We start from the raw sequence: 13,632 nt of genomic DNA on the forward strand, positions 1-13,632 counted from the left end.
TCGACAATGAGTCACCCAAGCGATCATCGACGCCGAACCTAACGGCAACCAGCCGAACCGATCACCACAGACATAGAAGCGTCTTGCACTTTCTGCTGGGACTAATGCCGCAATAAACCACTTACCGTCGACACAAAGTGCAAGATCGGCGAGGCCGGGTGGGCGGGGCCGCGTGGGCGAGGCCGGGCGGGCAGGGCCGGGGCGGGGGTGGGGTGGGGTGGGGTGCAGGGTTACGGGGTTTGTTCTTTGCGGGTCTGGTCGGCCAGGTGAGCGGGCATCGGGTCGTGGCGGACGAAGTGGCGGCGGAAGGTGCCGGTGCCAGCGGTCATCGAGCGCAGCTCGACGGCGTAACGCAGCAGTTCCAGGGCCGGCACCTCGGCGCGGACCAGGGTGCGGCCGTCGGCGTCCGGGTCCGGCTCGGTGCCGAGCACCCGGCCGCGCCGGCCGGACAGGTCGCCCAGTACGGCGCCCACCGAGCCGTCCGGCACCCGGATGGTCACCTCGTCGATGGGCTCCAGGAGGGCCGGCTGGCCGCGCTCGGCCGCGTCGCGCAGCGCCAGCGCTCCGGCGGTCTGGAAGGCCGCGTCGGAGGAGTCGACGCTGTGTGCCTTGCCGTCGACCAGGGTGACCCGCAGGTCGACCACCGGGTGGCCGGCGACCAGTCCGCGTTCCAGCTGGGCGCGGACGCCCTTCTCCACCGAGGGGATGTAGTTGTGCGGGACGGCGCCGCCGACGACCCGGTCGACGAACTCGAAGCCGGCCCCCCGGGGGAGTGGCTCGACCTCGATGTCGCAGACCGCGTACTGGCCGTGGCCGCCGGACTGCTTGACGTGCCGGCCGTGACCCCGCGCGGGGGCGGTCAGCGTCTCGCGCAGCGACACCCGCACCGGTTCGGTGTCCAGCTCGACGCCCCCGGAGCGCAGCCGGTCCAGCAGGACGTCCGCGTGCGCCTCACCCATGCACCAGAGCACCAGTTGGTGGGTCTCCGGGTTGCGGTCCAGCCGCAGCGTGGGGTCGCCGGCGACCAGCCGGGCGAGGTTGCGGGCGAGGGCGTCCTCGTCGGCGCGGCTGCGGGCGGCGATCGCGACCGGCAGCAGCGGCTCCGGCATCTCCCACGGCGCGATCAGCAGCGGGTCGTCCTTGGCCGACACCGTGTCGCCGGTCTCCGCGCTGGGCGACTTGGTGATCGCGCAGATGTCGCCGGCCACGCAGTGCGGCACCTCGCGCAGGGTGGCGCCCAGCGGCGTGTAGAGGTGCCCGACCCGCTCGTCGGCGTCGTGGTCGGGGTGCCCGCGCTCGGCCATGCCGTGCCCGCAGACGTGCACCGTGTCGTCGGGACGCAGCGTGCCGGAGAAGACCCGGACCAGCGAGACGCGGCCGACGTGCCGGTCGACGGTGGTCTTGACGACCTCGGCCACGAGCGGGCCGTTCGGATCGCAGGTCAGCGGCGGGCGGGGCGAGCCGTCCACCCCGGTGACCGCCGGCAGCTCGTGCTCCAGCGGTGACGGGAACGCCGCGGTCAGCAACTCCAGCAGCGCGTCCAGGCCGACGCCGGTCTCGGCGCAGACCGGCACCGCCGGGTAGAAGTGGCCCCGGGCGACGGCCTTCTCCAGGTCGTCGACGAGCACCTCGGTACTGATCTCCTCGCCGTCGAGGTAGCGGTCCATGAGGGTCTCGTCCTCGCTCTCGGCGATGATCCCCTCGATCAGCTCGTCGCGGGACTCGTCGATGGCCCGCTGGTGCTCCGGGTCCGGGTCGCGGACGTCGGCGGGCAGCCCGGCGCTGTAGTCGAAGACCCGGCGGGTGATCAGCCCGAGCAGCCCTTCGGTGGAGATGCCGTCGTCGCCGAGCATCGGCAGGTAGAGGGGCATCACGTTGTCGCCGAAGACCCGCTGGCAGAGCGCGACCGTCTCGTCGAAGTCGGCGCGGGGCGCGTCCAGGCGGGTCACCGCGACGGCACGCGGCATGTCGACCGCAGCGCACTCCTCCCACAGGGCGACGGTGGCCGCGTCCATGCCACCGGCGGCGGAGACCACGAACAGCGCGGCATCGGCGGCCCGCAGACCGGCACGCAGCTCGCCCACGAAGTCGGCGTACCCGGGCGTGTCCAGCAGGTTGACCTTGATGCCGTCGTGCAGCAGGGGCGCGCACGACAGGCTCACCGAGCGCTGCTGGCGTACGGCTGCGGGGTCGTGGTCGCCCACGGTCGTGCCGTCGACGACGCTGCCGGCCCGGCCGATCGTGCCGGTCGCGGCGAGCAGGGCCTCGACGAGCGTGGTCTTGCCCGCCCCGGAGTGCCCGACGAGCGCCACGTTGCGAACCCGCGCGGGTTCGGTCACCACCGGCGTGCCGCCGGCGGCCCCCTTGTCCTGATGTTTCTGCGCCATGGGGCGCACCTCCCTCAGCCGGTGGTGGGTGGCGACCGCCGCGCGAGGTGGAAGCGGCCCGGGGCGAGTGCGCGGCGATATCCTCCGGTGGTCTGCTGCCCGGTGAGAAATCAACGGGCGGACGGGTGAGCTGGCTCACTTCCCGGCTCGATCTCACACCCGTTGCCGGACACACACAAGCCTGCCCCGGGCGGGTCGTCGGGACCGGCGTTATGGCCGGAGCTGCGCGGACCGTTATCGTGGGGACCGCCATGGCGAAGATCTTCCAAGTGTCGGCCCGCGCGGGGATGACCCGCGTCGTCGAGCCGATTGCCCGCGCCCTGCTGCGCGCGGGCGTCACCCCCAATGTCGTCACCGTCGCGGGCACCGTTGGTGTGCTCGTCGGCGCGCTCGGCTTCGGTGCCCGCGGCCATCTGGTCGCGGGCGCGTTGATCGTGACTCTGTTCGCGTTGACCGACCTGCTCGACGGGACGATGGCCCGGATGAGCGGCGGCTCCACCCGGTTCGGCGCGTTCCTCGACTCGAGCATGGACCGGGTCGCCGACAGCGCCGTCTTCGGCGCGGTGGCGTACTGGCTGGCCACCCGGGGTGACCACTCGGGCGTCGCCGCCGCGCTGCTCTGCCTGGCCGCCGGCGGGCTCGTCTCGTACGTGAAGGCGCGTGCCGAGGGGCTGGGCATGACCTGCAACGTGGGCATCGCCGAGCGCACCGAGCGACTGCTGATCGTCGGCGTCGGCGGAATCCTCACCGGCGTGGGCGTGAAGCCGGCGCTGGAGATCGCGCTCTGGCTGCTGGCCGCGATCTCGATCTTCACGGTGGGGCAGCGGATGGCGCACGTCTACCGCCAGGCCCAGCAGCTCCAGCCGGACGGCCAGGCGTGAGCGCGACCGGCGGCCGGACCGCGTGAACCTCACCGAGCTGGGCTACCTCGCTGGCTGGCGGCTGGTCCGCGCGCTTCCCCGGCCGCTGGCGGCGGCGGCGTTCGCGGCGGGCGCGGACCGCGCGTACCGCAAGGGCGGCGGGGGTACGGATCGACTGCGCGCCAACCTGCGCCGGGTGGTCGGCCCGGAGCTGTCCGAGGCCGAGCTGGACGATCTCGTACGACGTGGCCTCCGCTCGTACGCCCGGTACTGGATGGAGGCGTTCCGGCTGCCGTCGTTGAGTCGGTCGCAGATCCTGTCCGGTTTCCGGCTCGACGGCGCGGAGTTGCTGGCCGCCGACGTCGCCGCCGGCCGGGGCGCGGTGGTGGCGTTGCCGCACGCCGGCAACTGGGACGCGGCGGGCGCCTGGGTGGCGGCCACCGGCTGGCCGATCAGCACGGTCATGGAGCGGCTCAAGCCGGAGGGCGTGTACAAGCGCTTCCTGGCGTTCCGGGGGAAGCTGGGCATGGAGATCCTGCCCACCCACGGCGGCCCGCGTCCGCCGTTCGACGTGCTGCTGGACCGGCTGCGCTCGGGCGCGGTCGTACCGCTGCTGGCCGACCGGGACCTGTCGGCCCGCGGCGTCGAGGTGGACTTCTTCGGCGCGAAGACGCGTATGCCCGCCGGGCCCGCGCTGCTCGCGATACACACCGGTGCGCCGCTCTACGTGGCCTCGATGTGGTACGAGAAGGACCGGGCGTGCGCGTCGCTCGCCGGCCCGTTGCCGGTGCCCGGCCCGGAGGCGGGGCCGCTCGACGCGCGGGTCCGGTCGCTGACCCAGATGATCGCCGACCGTCTGGCGGCGGGTATCGCCCGGCATCCGCAAGACTGGCACATGTTGCAGCGGATGTGGCTGGACCAGCGCGGCGCGGGGGGCACGGAACTGCCGGCGTCGACCTCGGGTCGGTCCTGAAGGGGGTGGCTGACGCATGCGGATCGGTATCGTCTGCCCGTACTCCTTCGACGTGCCCGGCGGCGTGCAGAACCACGTCGTCGACCTCGCCGAGACGCTGATCACCCTCGGGCACGAGGTCAGCGTGCTCGCGCCGGCCGACGAGGACGCCGACCTGCCCGAGTACGTGGTGTCCGCCGGTCGGGCGGTGCCGCTGCCGTACAACGGGTCGGTGGCCCGCATCGCGTTCGGCCCGGTTTCCACGGCCCGGGTCCGGCGTTGGCTCACCAACGGTGACTTCGACGTGCTGCACGTGCACGAGCCGCTGACGTTGAGCCTGTCGCTGCTGGCGGTGCTGTCGGCGCGCGGGCCGGTGGTGGCCACCTTCCACACGGCGATGACCCGCTCGCGGGTGCTGGCGGCCGCCCAGGGCGTGCTGCAGATCGTGTTGGAGCGGATCACCGCCCGGATCGCGGTGAGCGCGCTGGCCCGCAAGGTGCAGGTCGAGCACATGGACGGCGGCGCGGTGGAGATCCCGAACGGGGTGGCGGTGGCGAAGTTCGCCGACGCCGAGCCGCTGCCGGAGTGGCCGGGGGAGTGCGGGCCGGGCACCGGCGGCACGCTGGGCTTCCTGGGGCGGTTCACGGAGGCGCGCAAGGGCTTCCCGGTGCTGCGGGACGCCTTCGTGGCGCTGGCGGCAACCCGTCCGGGCCTGCGGCTGCTGGTCGCCGGCCCGGGTGACCCCGACGACCTGTACGACCAGTTCCCGGCCGAGCTGCGGGAGCGGGTGACGTTCCTCGGTCTGGTCTCCGAGCCGGACAAGGCGCGGATGCTGCGCAGCGTGCACCTGTACGTGGCGCCGAACACCGGCGGCGAGTCGTTCGGGATGATCCTCACCGAGGCGTTGGCCGCCGGCACCACGGTCGTGGCGAGCGACCTGGACGCGTTCCGCCGGGTGCTCGACGGTGGGCGGGCGGGGCGGTTGTTCCCGACCGGCGACGCGGTGGGGCTGCGCGACGCCCTGTCCGAGTTGCTCGACGATCCGGGAGCACGGGCCGCGCTGACGGCCTGCGGTGATCAGGTGGTGGCGAATTTCGACTGGCCCATGGTTGCCCGCCGTGTTCTGGAGGTATACGCAGCGGCGATCGAGGCGACCGACGGACGGGTCATCGACCAGGAATGGGTGGGGCTGGGCTGAGCCGGAGTGACCGATGGTGCGCCTGGTGACGCCGGTGACGAGCGGCGACGTGCGCGATGGAGGAGAAACGGAGCAGCACTACGATGCCGCACATGTGGTGGGTGGTGGCCGCGAGCGTGCTCGTGGGGGTGCTTGCGGCGTACCTCATCTGGACGGCCGGCCGGGTCGAGCGGCTGCAGTCCCGCGCGGAGCTTGCGGCGCGGGCCCTCGACGCCCACCTGTTGCGCCGGGCGGCGGCCGCCGCGGTGCTGGCGGAGCGGCGGTTCGGCGTCGAGCTGTACGCGGCGGCCCGGATCGCGCTCGACGCCGCGCCGGACGAGCGGGAGGCGGCGGAGAACGACCTGACCCGGCAGCTCCGCACGGTGCGGTTGGACCCGGCCGACGCGGACTGCACGGCGGTCATCGCGGCGAGCCGGCGGCTCGCGTTGTCCCGGCAGGTGCACACCGACCTGGTCCGGGACGCCCGGTCGGCGCGTAGTCGTCCGCTGGTGCGGTTGTTGCGGATGGGGCGGGGTCGCCAGTGGCCGCGCTACTTCGACATCGACGACCCGACCCTCGTCGTGCCGGCGGACGTACCGGCGGGCTGACCAGGTCGAAAGCGGTGCCGGCGGACCGTGAGCGAGGCCACAGAGCAGGCCACCGGGGGCCTGATTGGCTGTCGAAGCGGCGTTGCGCCGTGCGTAGCATTTTCGCTGCCACCGCCCGCCGCACGTTCTAGGAGCGCCGATCCGTGTCCGACACCACCGCAGCGACCACCGGTACCGCCCCCGTCGTCGGCACGGCCCGCGTGAAGCGGGGCATGGCCGAGATGCTCAAGGGCGGCGTGATCATGGACGTCGTCAACGCCGAGCAGGCCAAGATCGCCGAGGACGCCGGCGCGGTCGCGGTGATGGCGTTGGAGCGGGTGCCCGCCGACATCCGTGCGCAGGGCGGGGTGTCCCGGATGAGCGACCCCGACATGATCGACGGCATCATCTCGGCGGTCTCGATCCCGGTGATGGCCAAGGCCCGCATCGGTCACTTCGTCGAGGCGCAGATCCTCCAGTCGCTGGGCGTGGACTACGTCGACGAGTCCGAGGTGCTGACCCCGGCCGACTACGCGAACCACATCGACAAGTGGGCGTTCACGGTGCCCTTCGTGTGCGGCGCGACCAACCTGGGCGAGGCGCTGCGCCGGATCACCGAGGGCGCGGCCATGATCCGCTCCAAGGGCGAGGCGGGCACCGGTGACGTCTCGAACGCCACCACCCACATGCGCAAGATCCGCCAGGAGATCCGCCGGCTGTCGTCGCTGCCGGCCGACGAGCTGTACGTGGCGGCCAAGGAGTTGCAGGCCCCGTACGAGCTGGTCAAGGAGGTCGCCGAGAGCGGCAAGCTGCCGGTCGTGCTGTTCACCGCCGGTGGGATCGCCACGCCGGCCGACGCCGCGATGATGATGCAGCTCGGCGCGGAGGGCGTGTTCGTCGGCTCCGGCATCTTCAAGGCCGGTAACCCGGCGCAGCGGGCCGCCGCGATCGTCAAGGCCACCACCTTCCACGACGACCCGGACGTGCTGGCGAAGGTCTCCCGTGGTCTGGGTGAGGCGATGGTCGGCATCAACGTCGACGAGATCCCTCAGCCGCACCGCCTGGCCGAGCGCGGCTGGTGAGCGCAAGGAAGGGCACCTTATTAACGCCTGATGTATAGGAAGGGCACCTTCCATGCGCGGGATCGAGAGGAACGGTGCGAACGTGGCGACACCAATGATCGGCGTGCTCGCGCTGCAGGGGGACGTCCGAGAGCACCTGGCGGCGCTGACCGCGGCGGGTGCGGACGCCCGTCCGGTCCGACGTCCGGCCGAGCTGGACGCCGTCGACGGGCTGGTGATCCCCGGCGGCGAGTCCACCACCATCAGCAAGCTCGTCGACATCTTCGAGATGCGCGAGCCGATCGACAAGCGGATCGCCGACGGCATGCCCGTCTACGGCTCCTGCGCCGGCATGATCATGTTGGCCGCCGAGGTGCTGGACGGCCGCGCCGACCAGCGCGGTTTCGCCGGCATCGACATGACGGTACGGCGCAACGCGTTCGGGCGGCAGGTCGACTCGTTCGAGGCGCCCGTGGAGATCACCGGCGTGGCGGGCGACCCGTTTCACGCCGTGTTCATCCGCGCGCCGTGGGTCGAGCGGGTCGGCCCGGCCGTCGAGGTGATCGGCACGGTGACCGGCGGCCCGGCCGCCGAGCGGATCGTGGCCGTCCGGCAGGGCAACCTGCTGGCCACCTCCTTTCACCCCGAGCTGACGGGCGATCTGCGCCTGCACGCGTACTTCGTCGAGCTGGCGCGCACCGCCTGAGCGGCCGACGCCCCCCCGCGCGGGCATGGATCGGGCTCCCGCGCCGTTGGTCTGAGCGGGCCCCGACGCCGCGCCGCTGCCCCGGGCGGGTCCCGGGTGTGACATGGCGGGGTGTGACCTCGGTAAGATTGCCGCGGTTCGGCAGGGCCGTCGCCCGGCGCGGCACTTCCCGCGGGGCCGACCGGCCGCCGGATCGCCGGATGCGGCGCGGAATCGGTGCGGCAGTCGACGCAGGCGTGCAATGACAGACGGAGGTAGAAGATGTCCGGCCACTCAAAGTGGGCGACCACCAAGCACAAGAAGGCCGTCATCGACGCCAAGCGCGGCAAGATGTTCGCCAAGCTGATCAAGAACGTCGAGGTGGCCGCCCGGACCGGCGGCGGCGACCCGGCCGGTAACCCGACGCTGTTCGACGCCATCCAGAAGGCGAAGAAGAGCTCGGTTCCCAACGACAACATCGACCGCGCCGTCAAGCGCGGCTCGGGCCTGGAAGCCGGCGGCGCCGACTGGCAGACCATCATGTACGAGGGGTACGGCCCCAACGGCGTGGCGATGCTGATCGAGTGCCTCACCGACAACCGCAACCGGGCGGCCACCGAGGTGCGCACCGCGCTGACCCGCAACGGCGGCTCGCTCGCCGACGCCGGCTCGGTGTCGTACATGTTCTCCCGCAAGGGCGTGGTGATCGTGCCCAAGGAGGGCACCAGCGAGGACGACGTGATGATGGCCGTCCTCGACGCCGGCGCCGAGGAGGTCAACGACCTCGGTGAGGCGTTCGAGGTGGTCTCCGAGCCGACCGACCTGATCCCGGTGCGCACGGCGTTGCAGGACGCCGGCATCGAGTACGAGTCGGCCGAATCCTCCCTGATCCCCAGCATGAACGTCCCGCTGGACGAAGAGGGCGCCCGCAAGATCTTCAAGCTGATCGACGTCCTGGAAGACTGCGACGACGTGCAGAACGTCTACGCCAACTTCGACGTCTCCGACGACGTGATGGCCGCCGTCGACGCCTGAGGCCGGCCTTTGATCGACTCGACTTCATGAAAAGCGGGGTGTCCGCCGCGTGTGGACACCCCGCTTTCCGTGAACCCGAGTCGATCACGCGCAATGCACCAAGCCCTTCGCCCTGGTCCGAGCCACCGAACGGCGAGCGGTCCGGCGCCGTACGCACGGCGGCCCGGCGCGGGATGTCCGCGCCGGGCCGCCGTCTCGTACGCCGCTCAGCGCGAGCGGCGGGTCTTCAGGGCGGTGTCGATCAGTTCCCACACCGCGATCCCGGCGGTGCTCAGCGCGATGATGACCGCGAGGATCTCGCGGTTGTCCGCGACCGCCAGCCAGTCGAGCCGCTCACCGAGGGCCGGGTTGAGCAGTCGGTCGGAGAGCGCCAGCCAGACCACCGGCACCGTGAACGCCAGGTTGAGCAGCGCCTTGGTCGCGAACAGCCGCCAGTTCCAGCGCCCGATCCGGTACTTGACGATCTCGAACACCACGTCGAGGGCCAGCACGCCGATCAGCGCCGGCAGCCAGAACGACCAGAGAGCCGGGTCGAGGAGCGGGATGTTGTCACCGTCGGTGTCGCGTACCCAGGACTGGAAGTGCTGCAAGGGCAGGTAGCCGATGAACACCACCAGCATCGTCACCGTCGCGATGGTGTCGACGAGTGAGATGTCCCGGTGCGCGGGGACGTCGGGGAGCTGGTCGACCGTCCAGTCGGGCAGGTCGACGGTGGGCTGAGACCGCTCGATGAGGACGAAGACCAGGGTGAGCCAGAAGCAGATGTGCACCGCCACGTGCAGGGCGACGACGAGGCCCGGCCCGATGGCCCCGAAGCCCTTGCCCTCGACGGCCGCGACGACCGCGACGACCGTGCCGGCGAGCGCCGGAATGAAGCTGAGCAGCAGCTTCAGCAGCCGCAGCCAGATCAGGTAGTAGGTCGGGCCGAGGAGCTGGAGCCGGCGGTCGGCGTAACGGGCGGCCAGTCGATCGGGGTTGCCCAGTTCGGTGAGCACCTCCCGCTCGGCGACTACCGCGTCCGCGCCGCCCCCCGTCCGATCATCGATCATGTCCTCGATGGAGGCCCGCAGCTCGGTGGCGATCTCTTCACGTCGCGGGGCGGGTACCGAGCGCAGGGTGGCGGCGAGGTAGCGATCGGTCAGGGTGTTCATCGGTCGACTCCTTGGATCAGGCCGTTGATGGAGGTCTGCACGGCGGCGAGGTCGTCCAGGAGCCGGTTCAGCATCGACTCGCCCTCGTCGCTGGTCCGGTAGAACTTGCGCGGCCGGCTCTCCTCGGTGTTCCACTCGCTGGTCAGCAGGCCCTGGTCCTCCAGGCGGCGCAGCAGCGGGTAGAGCGTGTTGGCGTCCACCGGGAAGCCGTGGTCGGTGAGCCGTTGCAGCAGTGCGTAGCCGTAGTCCGGTCGCCGGAGCGCGACCAGGCTGGCCACCACGACGGTGCCTCGACGCAACTCCTGCAGATGCGTCCGTAGAACGTCCTCGCTAACCATGTGTCACACCATACTGTGTGCCACACAGTGTTGTCCACTGCGACATCATCGTGTTTGCCAACCCCTGCTCGGGGCGCCGTGACGCGCGGGGCGCCCGGTCGGCACCGGACGCCCCGCCACCTGGTCACACTCAGCAGGACACGCCCTGGCGGAAGTTCCGCTCGACGAAGTTGGCCGGGCCGACCTGGAAGTAGCCCACGCCCGGCCGGATCGGGTGCCCGGTGAACAGCTCCACCCGCGACCCGACGCGAACCAGGTACGCCTCGGCGTCCCCCGCGTCGTTACGGATCAGCGACCCGCGCGGGCCGTAGATCGCCTCCAACTCCGCGAAGGACATGCCGACCCGGGCCCCGGCCGGCGACTGCGGCGGCGCGGTGGCCGTACCGACCTCCACCAGTAGTCCGTCGCGGAAGGCCAGTAGAAGGACACCGGCCCAGGAGCCGGTCGCACCGGCGTGGACCACCGTGCCGCAGCCCGGCGCGGTCCAGTCGATGCGGCCGGCCGCGGTGAGCGCCGCCAGGCTGGCACCGATCCGGTACGCGCCGGCGCCGCCGACGCCGAGTACCTGCGGGTGGGTGTGCCCGGCGGCGGCGAGCGGGGCGTACGCCGAGGCGCCGCCGGCCGGGAGCGCTGCCCCCGCCGGGCCGGCGACGGTCATCGGGACGAGCGTGCCGAGCGCGAGCGCGGCAGTGGTGAGAAGGGTCAGCGGACGGTTCATGGTGGGCTCCTTCGGTGATGGGTCTCCTGCCCTGTTAGTCACCGCGCCGGCCGCAGCGGTTCGTCGGGTTTCCGACCGGACCGGGTCTACTGTGGAAGGGACCGTGCTGGCCGGGGGTGACACGGTGACGTCTCCGCAGCTGATCGGGCCCTACGCCATCGAGCGACTGCTGGGCGTCGGCTCGTTCGCGACGGTCTGGTTGGGCTACGACGCGGTGCTCGACGCGCGGGTGGCGATCAAGGTGCTGGCCGAGAACTGGAGCCACGACCTGCGGGTCCGGGAACGCTTCCTCGACGAGGCCCGACTGCTGCGCCGTCTGGAGCACGAGCGGCTGATCCGGGTGCACACCGTCGGTGAGTTGCCCGACGGGAGGCCGTACGCCGTCCTGGCCTGGGCGGACCGGGGGAGCCTGCGGGACCGCCTCGCCGCGGGCGAAATCCCGGCGACAGCGGCGCTGCGGCTGCTGGGCGAGGTCTGCGCCGGGGTAGCCGTGCTGCACCGAAACGGCGTCGTGCACCGTGACCTCACCCCGGGCAACGTCCTGTTCCGCTCCGCCGGGCCCGAGGGCGCCGAGCAGGTGCTGATCGCCGACCTCGGGCTCGCCAAGGCGCTCGCCGCCGCCTCGGGGCTGACCGCCCGGGCCGGCACCCCCGGTTACATGGCCCCTGAGCAGGACCATCCGGGAGCGGTGGTCGACACCCGCGCCGACGTGTACGGGCTCGGCCGGCTCGGCGTCCGGCTGCTGGCCGCCGACCCGACGGGCGCGCATCCCCACCGACCCGACCCGCCACGACCCGCCCCGCAGATCCGACTCCGCGACGGCGTGCCGCCGGGAGTCGCGGCGATGCTCGCCCGGGCCACCGCATACCACCCGGACGACCGCTATCCCGACGCCGCGGCCCTGCACGCCGCGTTGGCCCGCGTGAGTGGCCCGGCGCGCAGACCGGCTGGTCCGGTTGCCACGAGCGCGCGGCAGGGGCCGCCACCGCGCCGTCCACGCCGGTCACTGCTGACCGGGGTGGCCGTCGTGGTCGCCGTCGCGGTGAGCCAGGTGGCCGCCGAGCCGGGCGGCACCGGGTCGGGCCGGTCGGCCGGCGACACGTACACGACCGGGCCGTTGACCGTGTCGTTGCCGCCCGGCTGGTCCGCCACGGGGGCGACCTGGGCCGGCCAGTACGGCGCCGACGGCGAGCCCGAACCAGCCCTGGTGATGTCGCCGCGACCCCGCCGCTGGGCCGCCGACCCCCGACTGCCCGGCGCGTTCGTCGGCCTCTCGGCCGCCACGGCGGCCCGCACCACGCCGGCCGGATTCCTGGCCGAGCGTACGCACGGGGACTGCGCGCCCGCGCCGGCCCGCACCACCCGACAGGCGGGCGTGGAGTGGACGGTGGTGCTCTATGCCTGCGACCAGGGCCGGCCGTGGATCGTCGAGTCGGCCGGCCTGCACCCCGGCGGGTCCGCCCTGGTGTACGTGCAGATCGCCCCGCCGGTGGGCAGCGGGCCCGAGTTCGTGGACACCCTGCTCGCCGGTGTACGGGTGCGCTGACCCGCCCGTGGGCAGACCGTGTCGCCGGGCGCGGGTCAGCGGACCACCACGGTGATGGTGTGCTCCCGGCCGTCCTTGGGAATCGTCACGACGACGGTGCCGGGGCGGACGAAGCGGACGTCCACCACGCCCGCCTCGTACTGCTGGGAGACCAGGTCCGGCCGGTCCACGGTGACGAGTCCGGGCCCGATGCCCTGGATCCGCAGCACCGCACCGGTCGCGAAGCAGAGCGATCGCAGCAGCTCGATCTCGGTCTCGGCGAGCGGCAGGTCGTAGCGGACCGCGCCCTGACAGGCCGGGGTCGCGGCGGTCGGCGGGGGAGTCGTTCGGGGCGTACCCCTTGGTGTGGGTGGTGCGGGCGGGCGCCCGCTGGTCGGCGGCGGTCGGGACGGCGATGCGCTGGGCGCGGGGGTCGCGGAGGTCGCCGGGGGTGTCGGCGTCGAACGGGTCGGGCCGGGCGGCTGGACGGGCAGCGGCGAGACGGCGTCGGCGCCGCAGGCGGCGACAGCCACGGTGGCCGCGAGGACGACGGTGAGCCGGCGGAACGATGCCGGGATCATCCGCCGCCGAGCCGTTGCCGGACCTGCCTCCGGGCCAGGTGCAACCGGGACTTCACCGTGCCCACCGGAACGTCGAGCAGGGTGGCGATCTCGGGGTAGCTCAGCCCGAGGACGTCACGCAGGGCCACCACCTCGGCGTGGTCGGGGTGGACCGAGTCGAACGCGTCGAGCAGATCGAGGCGGGTGCCCGCGACCACGCTGGTCCGCCGGGGATCGGCCTGATCGGGCACCGGAACACCGCCGGCCTCCAGTCGGCAGCGGCGACGCAACGTGCGGTACGTGGAGCGGGCCCGATTGGCGGCCAGTCGGTGCAGCCAGGTACGGAACGAGGAGCGACCCTCGAACCGGGTGATGCCGCCGGCCAGCGCCAGGAGCGTGTCCTGGCAGGCTTCCTCGGCGTCCTGGCGGTTGGGCAGGAATCGGGCGCACAGCCGCAGCGCCTCCGGACGCACCGCGACCAGCAGGGCGTCCAGCGCCGCCGGGTCGCCCCGCGCAGCGCGACGGGCCAGGGCGTCGAGGTCAGCGGGGTCGGGCATGCCGGGTGTCCAATGCTCGCCGGTGGCCGATCCCCAAGC

14 protein-coding genes are annotated in these 13,632 nt (G+C 72.6%); 8 read left to right on the plus strand and 6 right to left on the minus strand.

The annotated features are described in order from the left end of the window. Window positions 1-230 precede the first annotated feature (230 nt). Window positions 231-2,387, minus strand: a complete 2,157-nt coding sequence (locus ABZ272_RS30830; protein ID WP_355053454.1) for an elongation factor G-like protein EF-G2 — start codon at window positions 2,385-2,387, stop codon at window positions 231-233. Window positions 2,388-2,638: 251 nt separating this feature from the next. Here ABZ272_RS30830 and pgsA point away from each other — a divergent pair, with 251 nt between their 5' ends. The 7 genes from pgsA (at window position 2,639) to ABZ272_RS30865 (ending at window position 8,744) form a co-directional block, all read left to right on the plus strand. Then, on the plus strand, window positions 2,639-3,268 hold the full coding sequence (pgsA, locus tag ABZ272_RS30835; RefSeq protein WP_355053455.1) for a phosphatidylinositol phosphate synthase: 630 nt from the start codon (window positions 2,639-2,641) through the stop codon (window positions 3,266-3,268). A gap of 22 nt (window positions 3,269-3,290) precedes the next feature. Further along, window positions 3,291-4,220, plus strand: a complete 930-nt coding sequence (locus tag ABZ272_RS30840; RefSeq protein WP_355053456.1) for a phosphatidylinositol mannoside acyltransferase — start codon at window positions 3,291-3,293, stop codon at window positions 4,218-4,220. A gap of 16 nt (window positions 4,221-4,236) precedes the next feature. After that, a complete protein-coding gene (locus ABZ272_RS30845; RefSeq protein WP_355053457.1) occupies window positions 4,237-5,397 on the plus strand; it encodes a glycosyltransferase family 4 protein in 1,161 nt (386 codons plus the stop codon). Window positions 5,398-5,480: 83 nt separating this feature from the next. Continuing rightward, window positions 5,481-5,984 carry a hypothetical protein gene (locus ABZ272_RS30850; RefSeq protein ID WP_355053458.1) on the plus strand — a complete coding sequence of 168 codons (504 nt, stop codon included), beginning with the start codon at window positions 5,481-5,483 and terminating at the stop codon, window positions 5,982-5,984. A 143-nt stretch (window positions 5,985-6,127) separates the two neighbouring features. After that, on the plus strand, window positions 6,128-7,045 hold the full coding sequence (pdxS, locus tag ABZ272_RS30855) for a pyridoxal 5'-phosphate synthase lyase subunit PdxS (RefSeq protein ID WP_355053459.1): 918 nt from the start codon (window positions 6,128-6,130) through the stop codon (window positions 7,043-7,045). Window positions 7,046-7,127: 82 nt separating this feature from the next. After that, a complete protein-coding gene (gene pdxT / locus ABZ272_RS30860; protein ID WP_355053460.1) occupies window positions 7,128-7,730 on the plus strand; it encodes a pyridoxal 5'-phosphate synthase glutaminase subunit PdxT in 603 nt (200 codons plus the stop codon). Between the two features lie 261 nt (window positions 7,731-7,991). Then, window positions 7,992-8,744, plus strand: a complete 753-nt coding sequence (locus ABZ272_RS30865; RefSeq protein WP_355053461.1) for a YebC/PmpR family DNA-binding transcriptional regulator — start codon at window positions 7,992-7,994, stop codon at window positions 8,742-8,744. A 206-nt stretch (window positions 8,745-8,950) separates the two neighbouring features. On the opposite strand, the gene ABZ272_RS30870 is transcribed toward ABZ272_RS30865, so the two are convergent. The 3 genes from ABZ272_RS30870 to ABZ272_RS30880 form a co-directional block, all read right to left on the minus strand. Next, window positions 8,951-9,895 (minus strand): permease prefix domain 1-containing protein, encoded by a 945-nt coding sequence (locus ABZ272_RS30870; protein ID WP_355053462.1) that lies wholly within the window; start codon window positions 9,893-9,895, stop codon window positions 8,951-8,953. Beyond that, the gene (locus ABZ272_RS30875) at window positions 9,892-10,233 is read right to left on the minus strand and encodes a PadR family transcriptional regulator (protein ID WP_355053463.1); all 342 of its coding nucleotides are present in this window, start codon (window positions 10,231-10,233) and stop codon (window positions 9,892-9,894) included. Before ABZ272_RS30875 ends, ABZ272_RS30870 begins: the two co-directional genes overlap by 4 nt. 130 nt (window positions 10,234-10,363) lie before the next feature. Further along, a complete protein-coding gene (locus ABZ272_RS30880; protein ID WP_355053464.1) occupies window positions 10,364-10,951 on the minus strand; it encodes a hypothetical protein in 588 nt (195 codons plus the stop codon). Between the two features lie 124 nt (window positions 10,952-11,075). On the opposite strand from ABZ272_RS30880, the gene ABZ272_RS30885 reads away from it, so the two are divergent. After that, window positions 11,076-12,497: a serine/threonine-protein kinase gene (locus ABZ272_RS30885; RefSeq protein WP_355053465.1), complete on the plus strand. Its 1,422-nt coding sequence runs from the start codon at window positions 11,076-11,078 to the stop codon at window positions 12,495-12,497. Between the two features lie 35 nt (window positions 12,498-12,532). On the opposite strand, the gene ABZ272_RS30890 is transcribed toward ABZ272_RS30885, so the two are convergent. Together ABZ272_RS30890 and ABZ272_RS30895 are read right to left on the minus strand one after the other, a co-directional pair. Beyond that, window positions 12,533-13,057: a hypothetical protein gene (locus ABZ272_RS30890; RefSeq protein WP_355053466.1), complete on the minus strand. Its 525-nt coding sequence runs from the start codon at window positions 13,055-13,057 to the stop codon at window positions 12,533-12,535. Then, on the minus strand, window positions 13,054-13,593 hold the full coding sequence (locus ABZ272_RS30895) for an RNA polymerase sigma factor (RefSeq protein ID WP_355053467.1): 540 nt from the start codon (window positions 13,591-13,593) through the stop codon (window positions 13,054-13,056). The genes ABZ272_RS30890 and ABZ272_RS30895 overlap by 4 nt, the downstream gene beginning before the upstream one ends. Window positions 13,594-13,632 lie beyond the last annotated feature (39 nt).

This window comes from Micromonospora sp. NPDC005979 (genome assembly GCF_040614415.1).
Taxonomy (GTDB): domain Bacteria; phylum Actinomycetota; class Actinomycetes; order Mycobacteriales; family Micromonosporaceae; genus Micromonospora.

Coding starts and splice junctions, on each gene's coding strand:
- ABZ272_RS30870 (WP_355053462.1), bottom strand. CDS start 9,895: ATGAACACCCTGACCGATCGCTACCTCGCCGCCACCCTGCGCTCGGTA.
- ABZ272_RS30865 (WP_355053461.1), top strand. CDS start 7,992: ATGTCCGGCCACTCAAAGTGGGCGACCACCAAGCACAAGAAGGCCGTC.
- ABZ272_RS30845 (WP_355053457.1), top strand. CDS start 4,237: ATGCGGATCGGTATCGTCTGCCCGTACTCCTTCGACGTGCCCGGCGGC.
- ABZ272_RS30895 (WP_355053467.1), bottom strand. CDS start 13,593: ATGCCCGACCCCGCTGACCTCGACGCCCTGGCCCGTCGCGCTGCGCGG.
- ABZ272_RS30830 (WP_355053454.1), bottom strand. CDS start 2,387: ATGGCGCAGAAACATCAGGACAAGGGGGCCGCCGGCGGCACGCCGGTG.
- ABZ272_RS30875 (WP_355053463.1), bottom strand. CDS start 10,233: ATGGTTAGCGAGGACGTTCTACGGACGCATCTGCAGGAGTTGCGTCGA.
- ABZ272_RS30880 (WP_355053464.1), bottom strand. CDS start 10,951: ATGAACCGTCCGCTGACCCTTCTCACCACTGCCGCGCTCGCGCTCGGC.
- ABZ272_RS30850 (WP_355053458.1), top strand. CDS start 5,481: ATGCCGCACATGTGGTGGGTGGTGGCCGCGAGCGTGCTCGTGGGGGTG.
- ABZ272_RS30890 (WP_355053466.1), bottom strand. CDS start 13,057: ATGATCCCGGCATCGTTCCGCCGGCTCACCGTCGTCCTCGCGGCCACC.
- pgsA (WP_355053455.1), top strand. CDS start 2,639: ATGGCGAAGATCTTCCAAGTGTCGGCCCGCGCGGGGATGACCCGCGTC.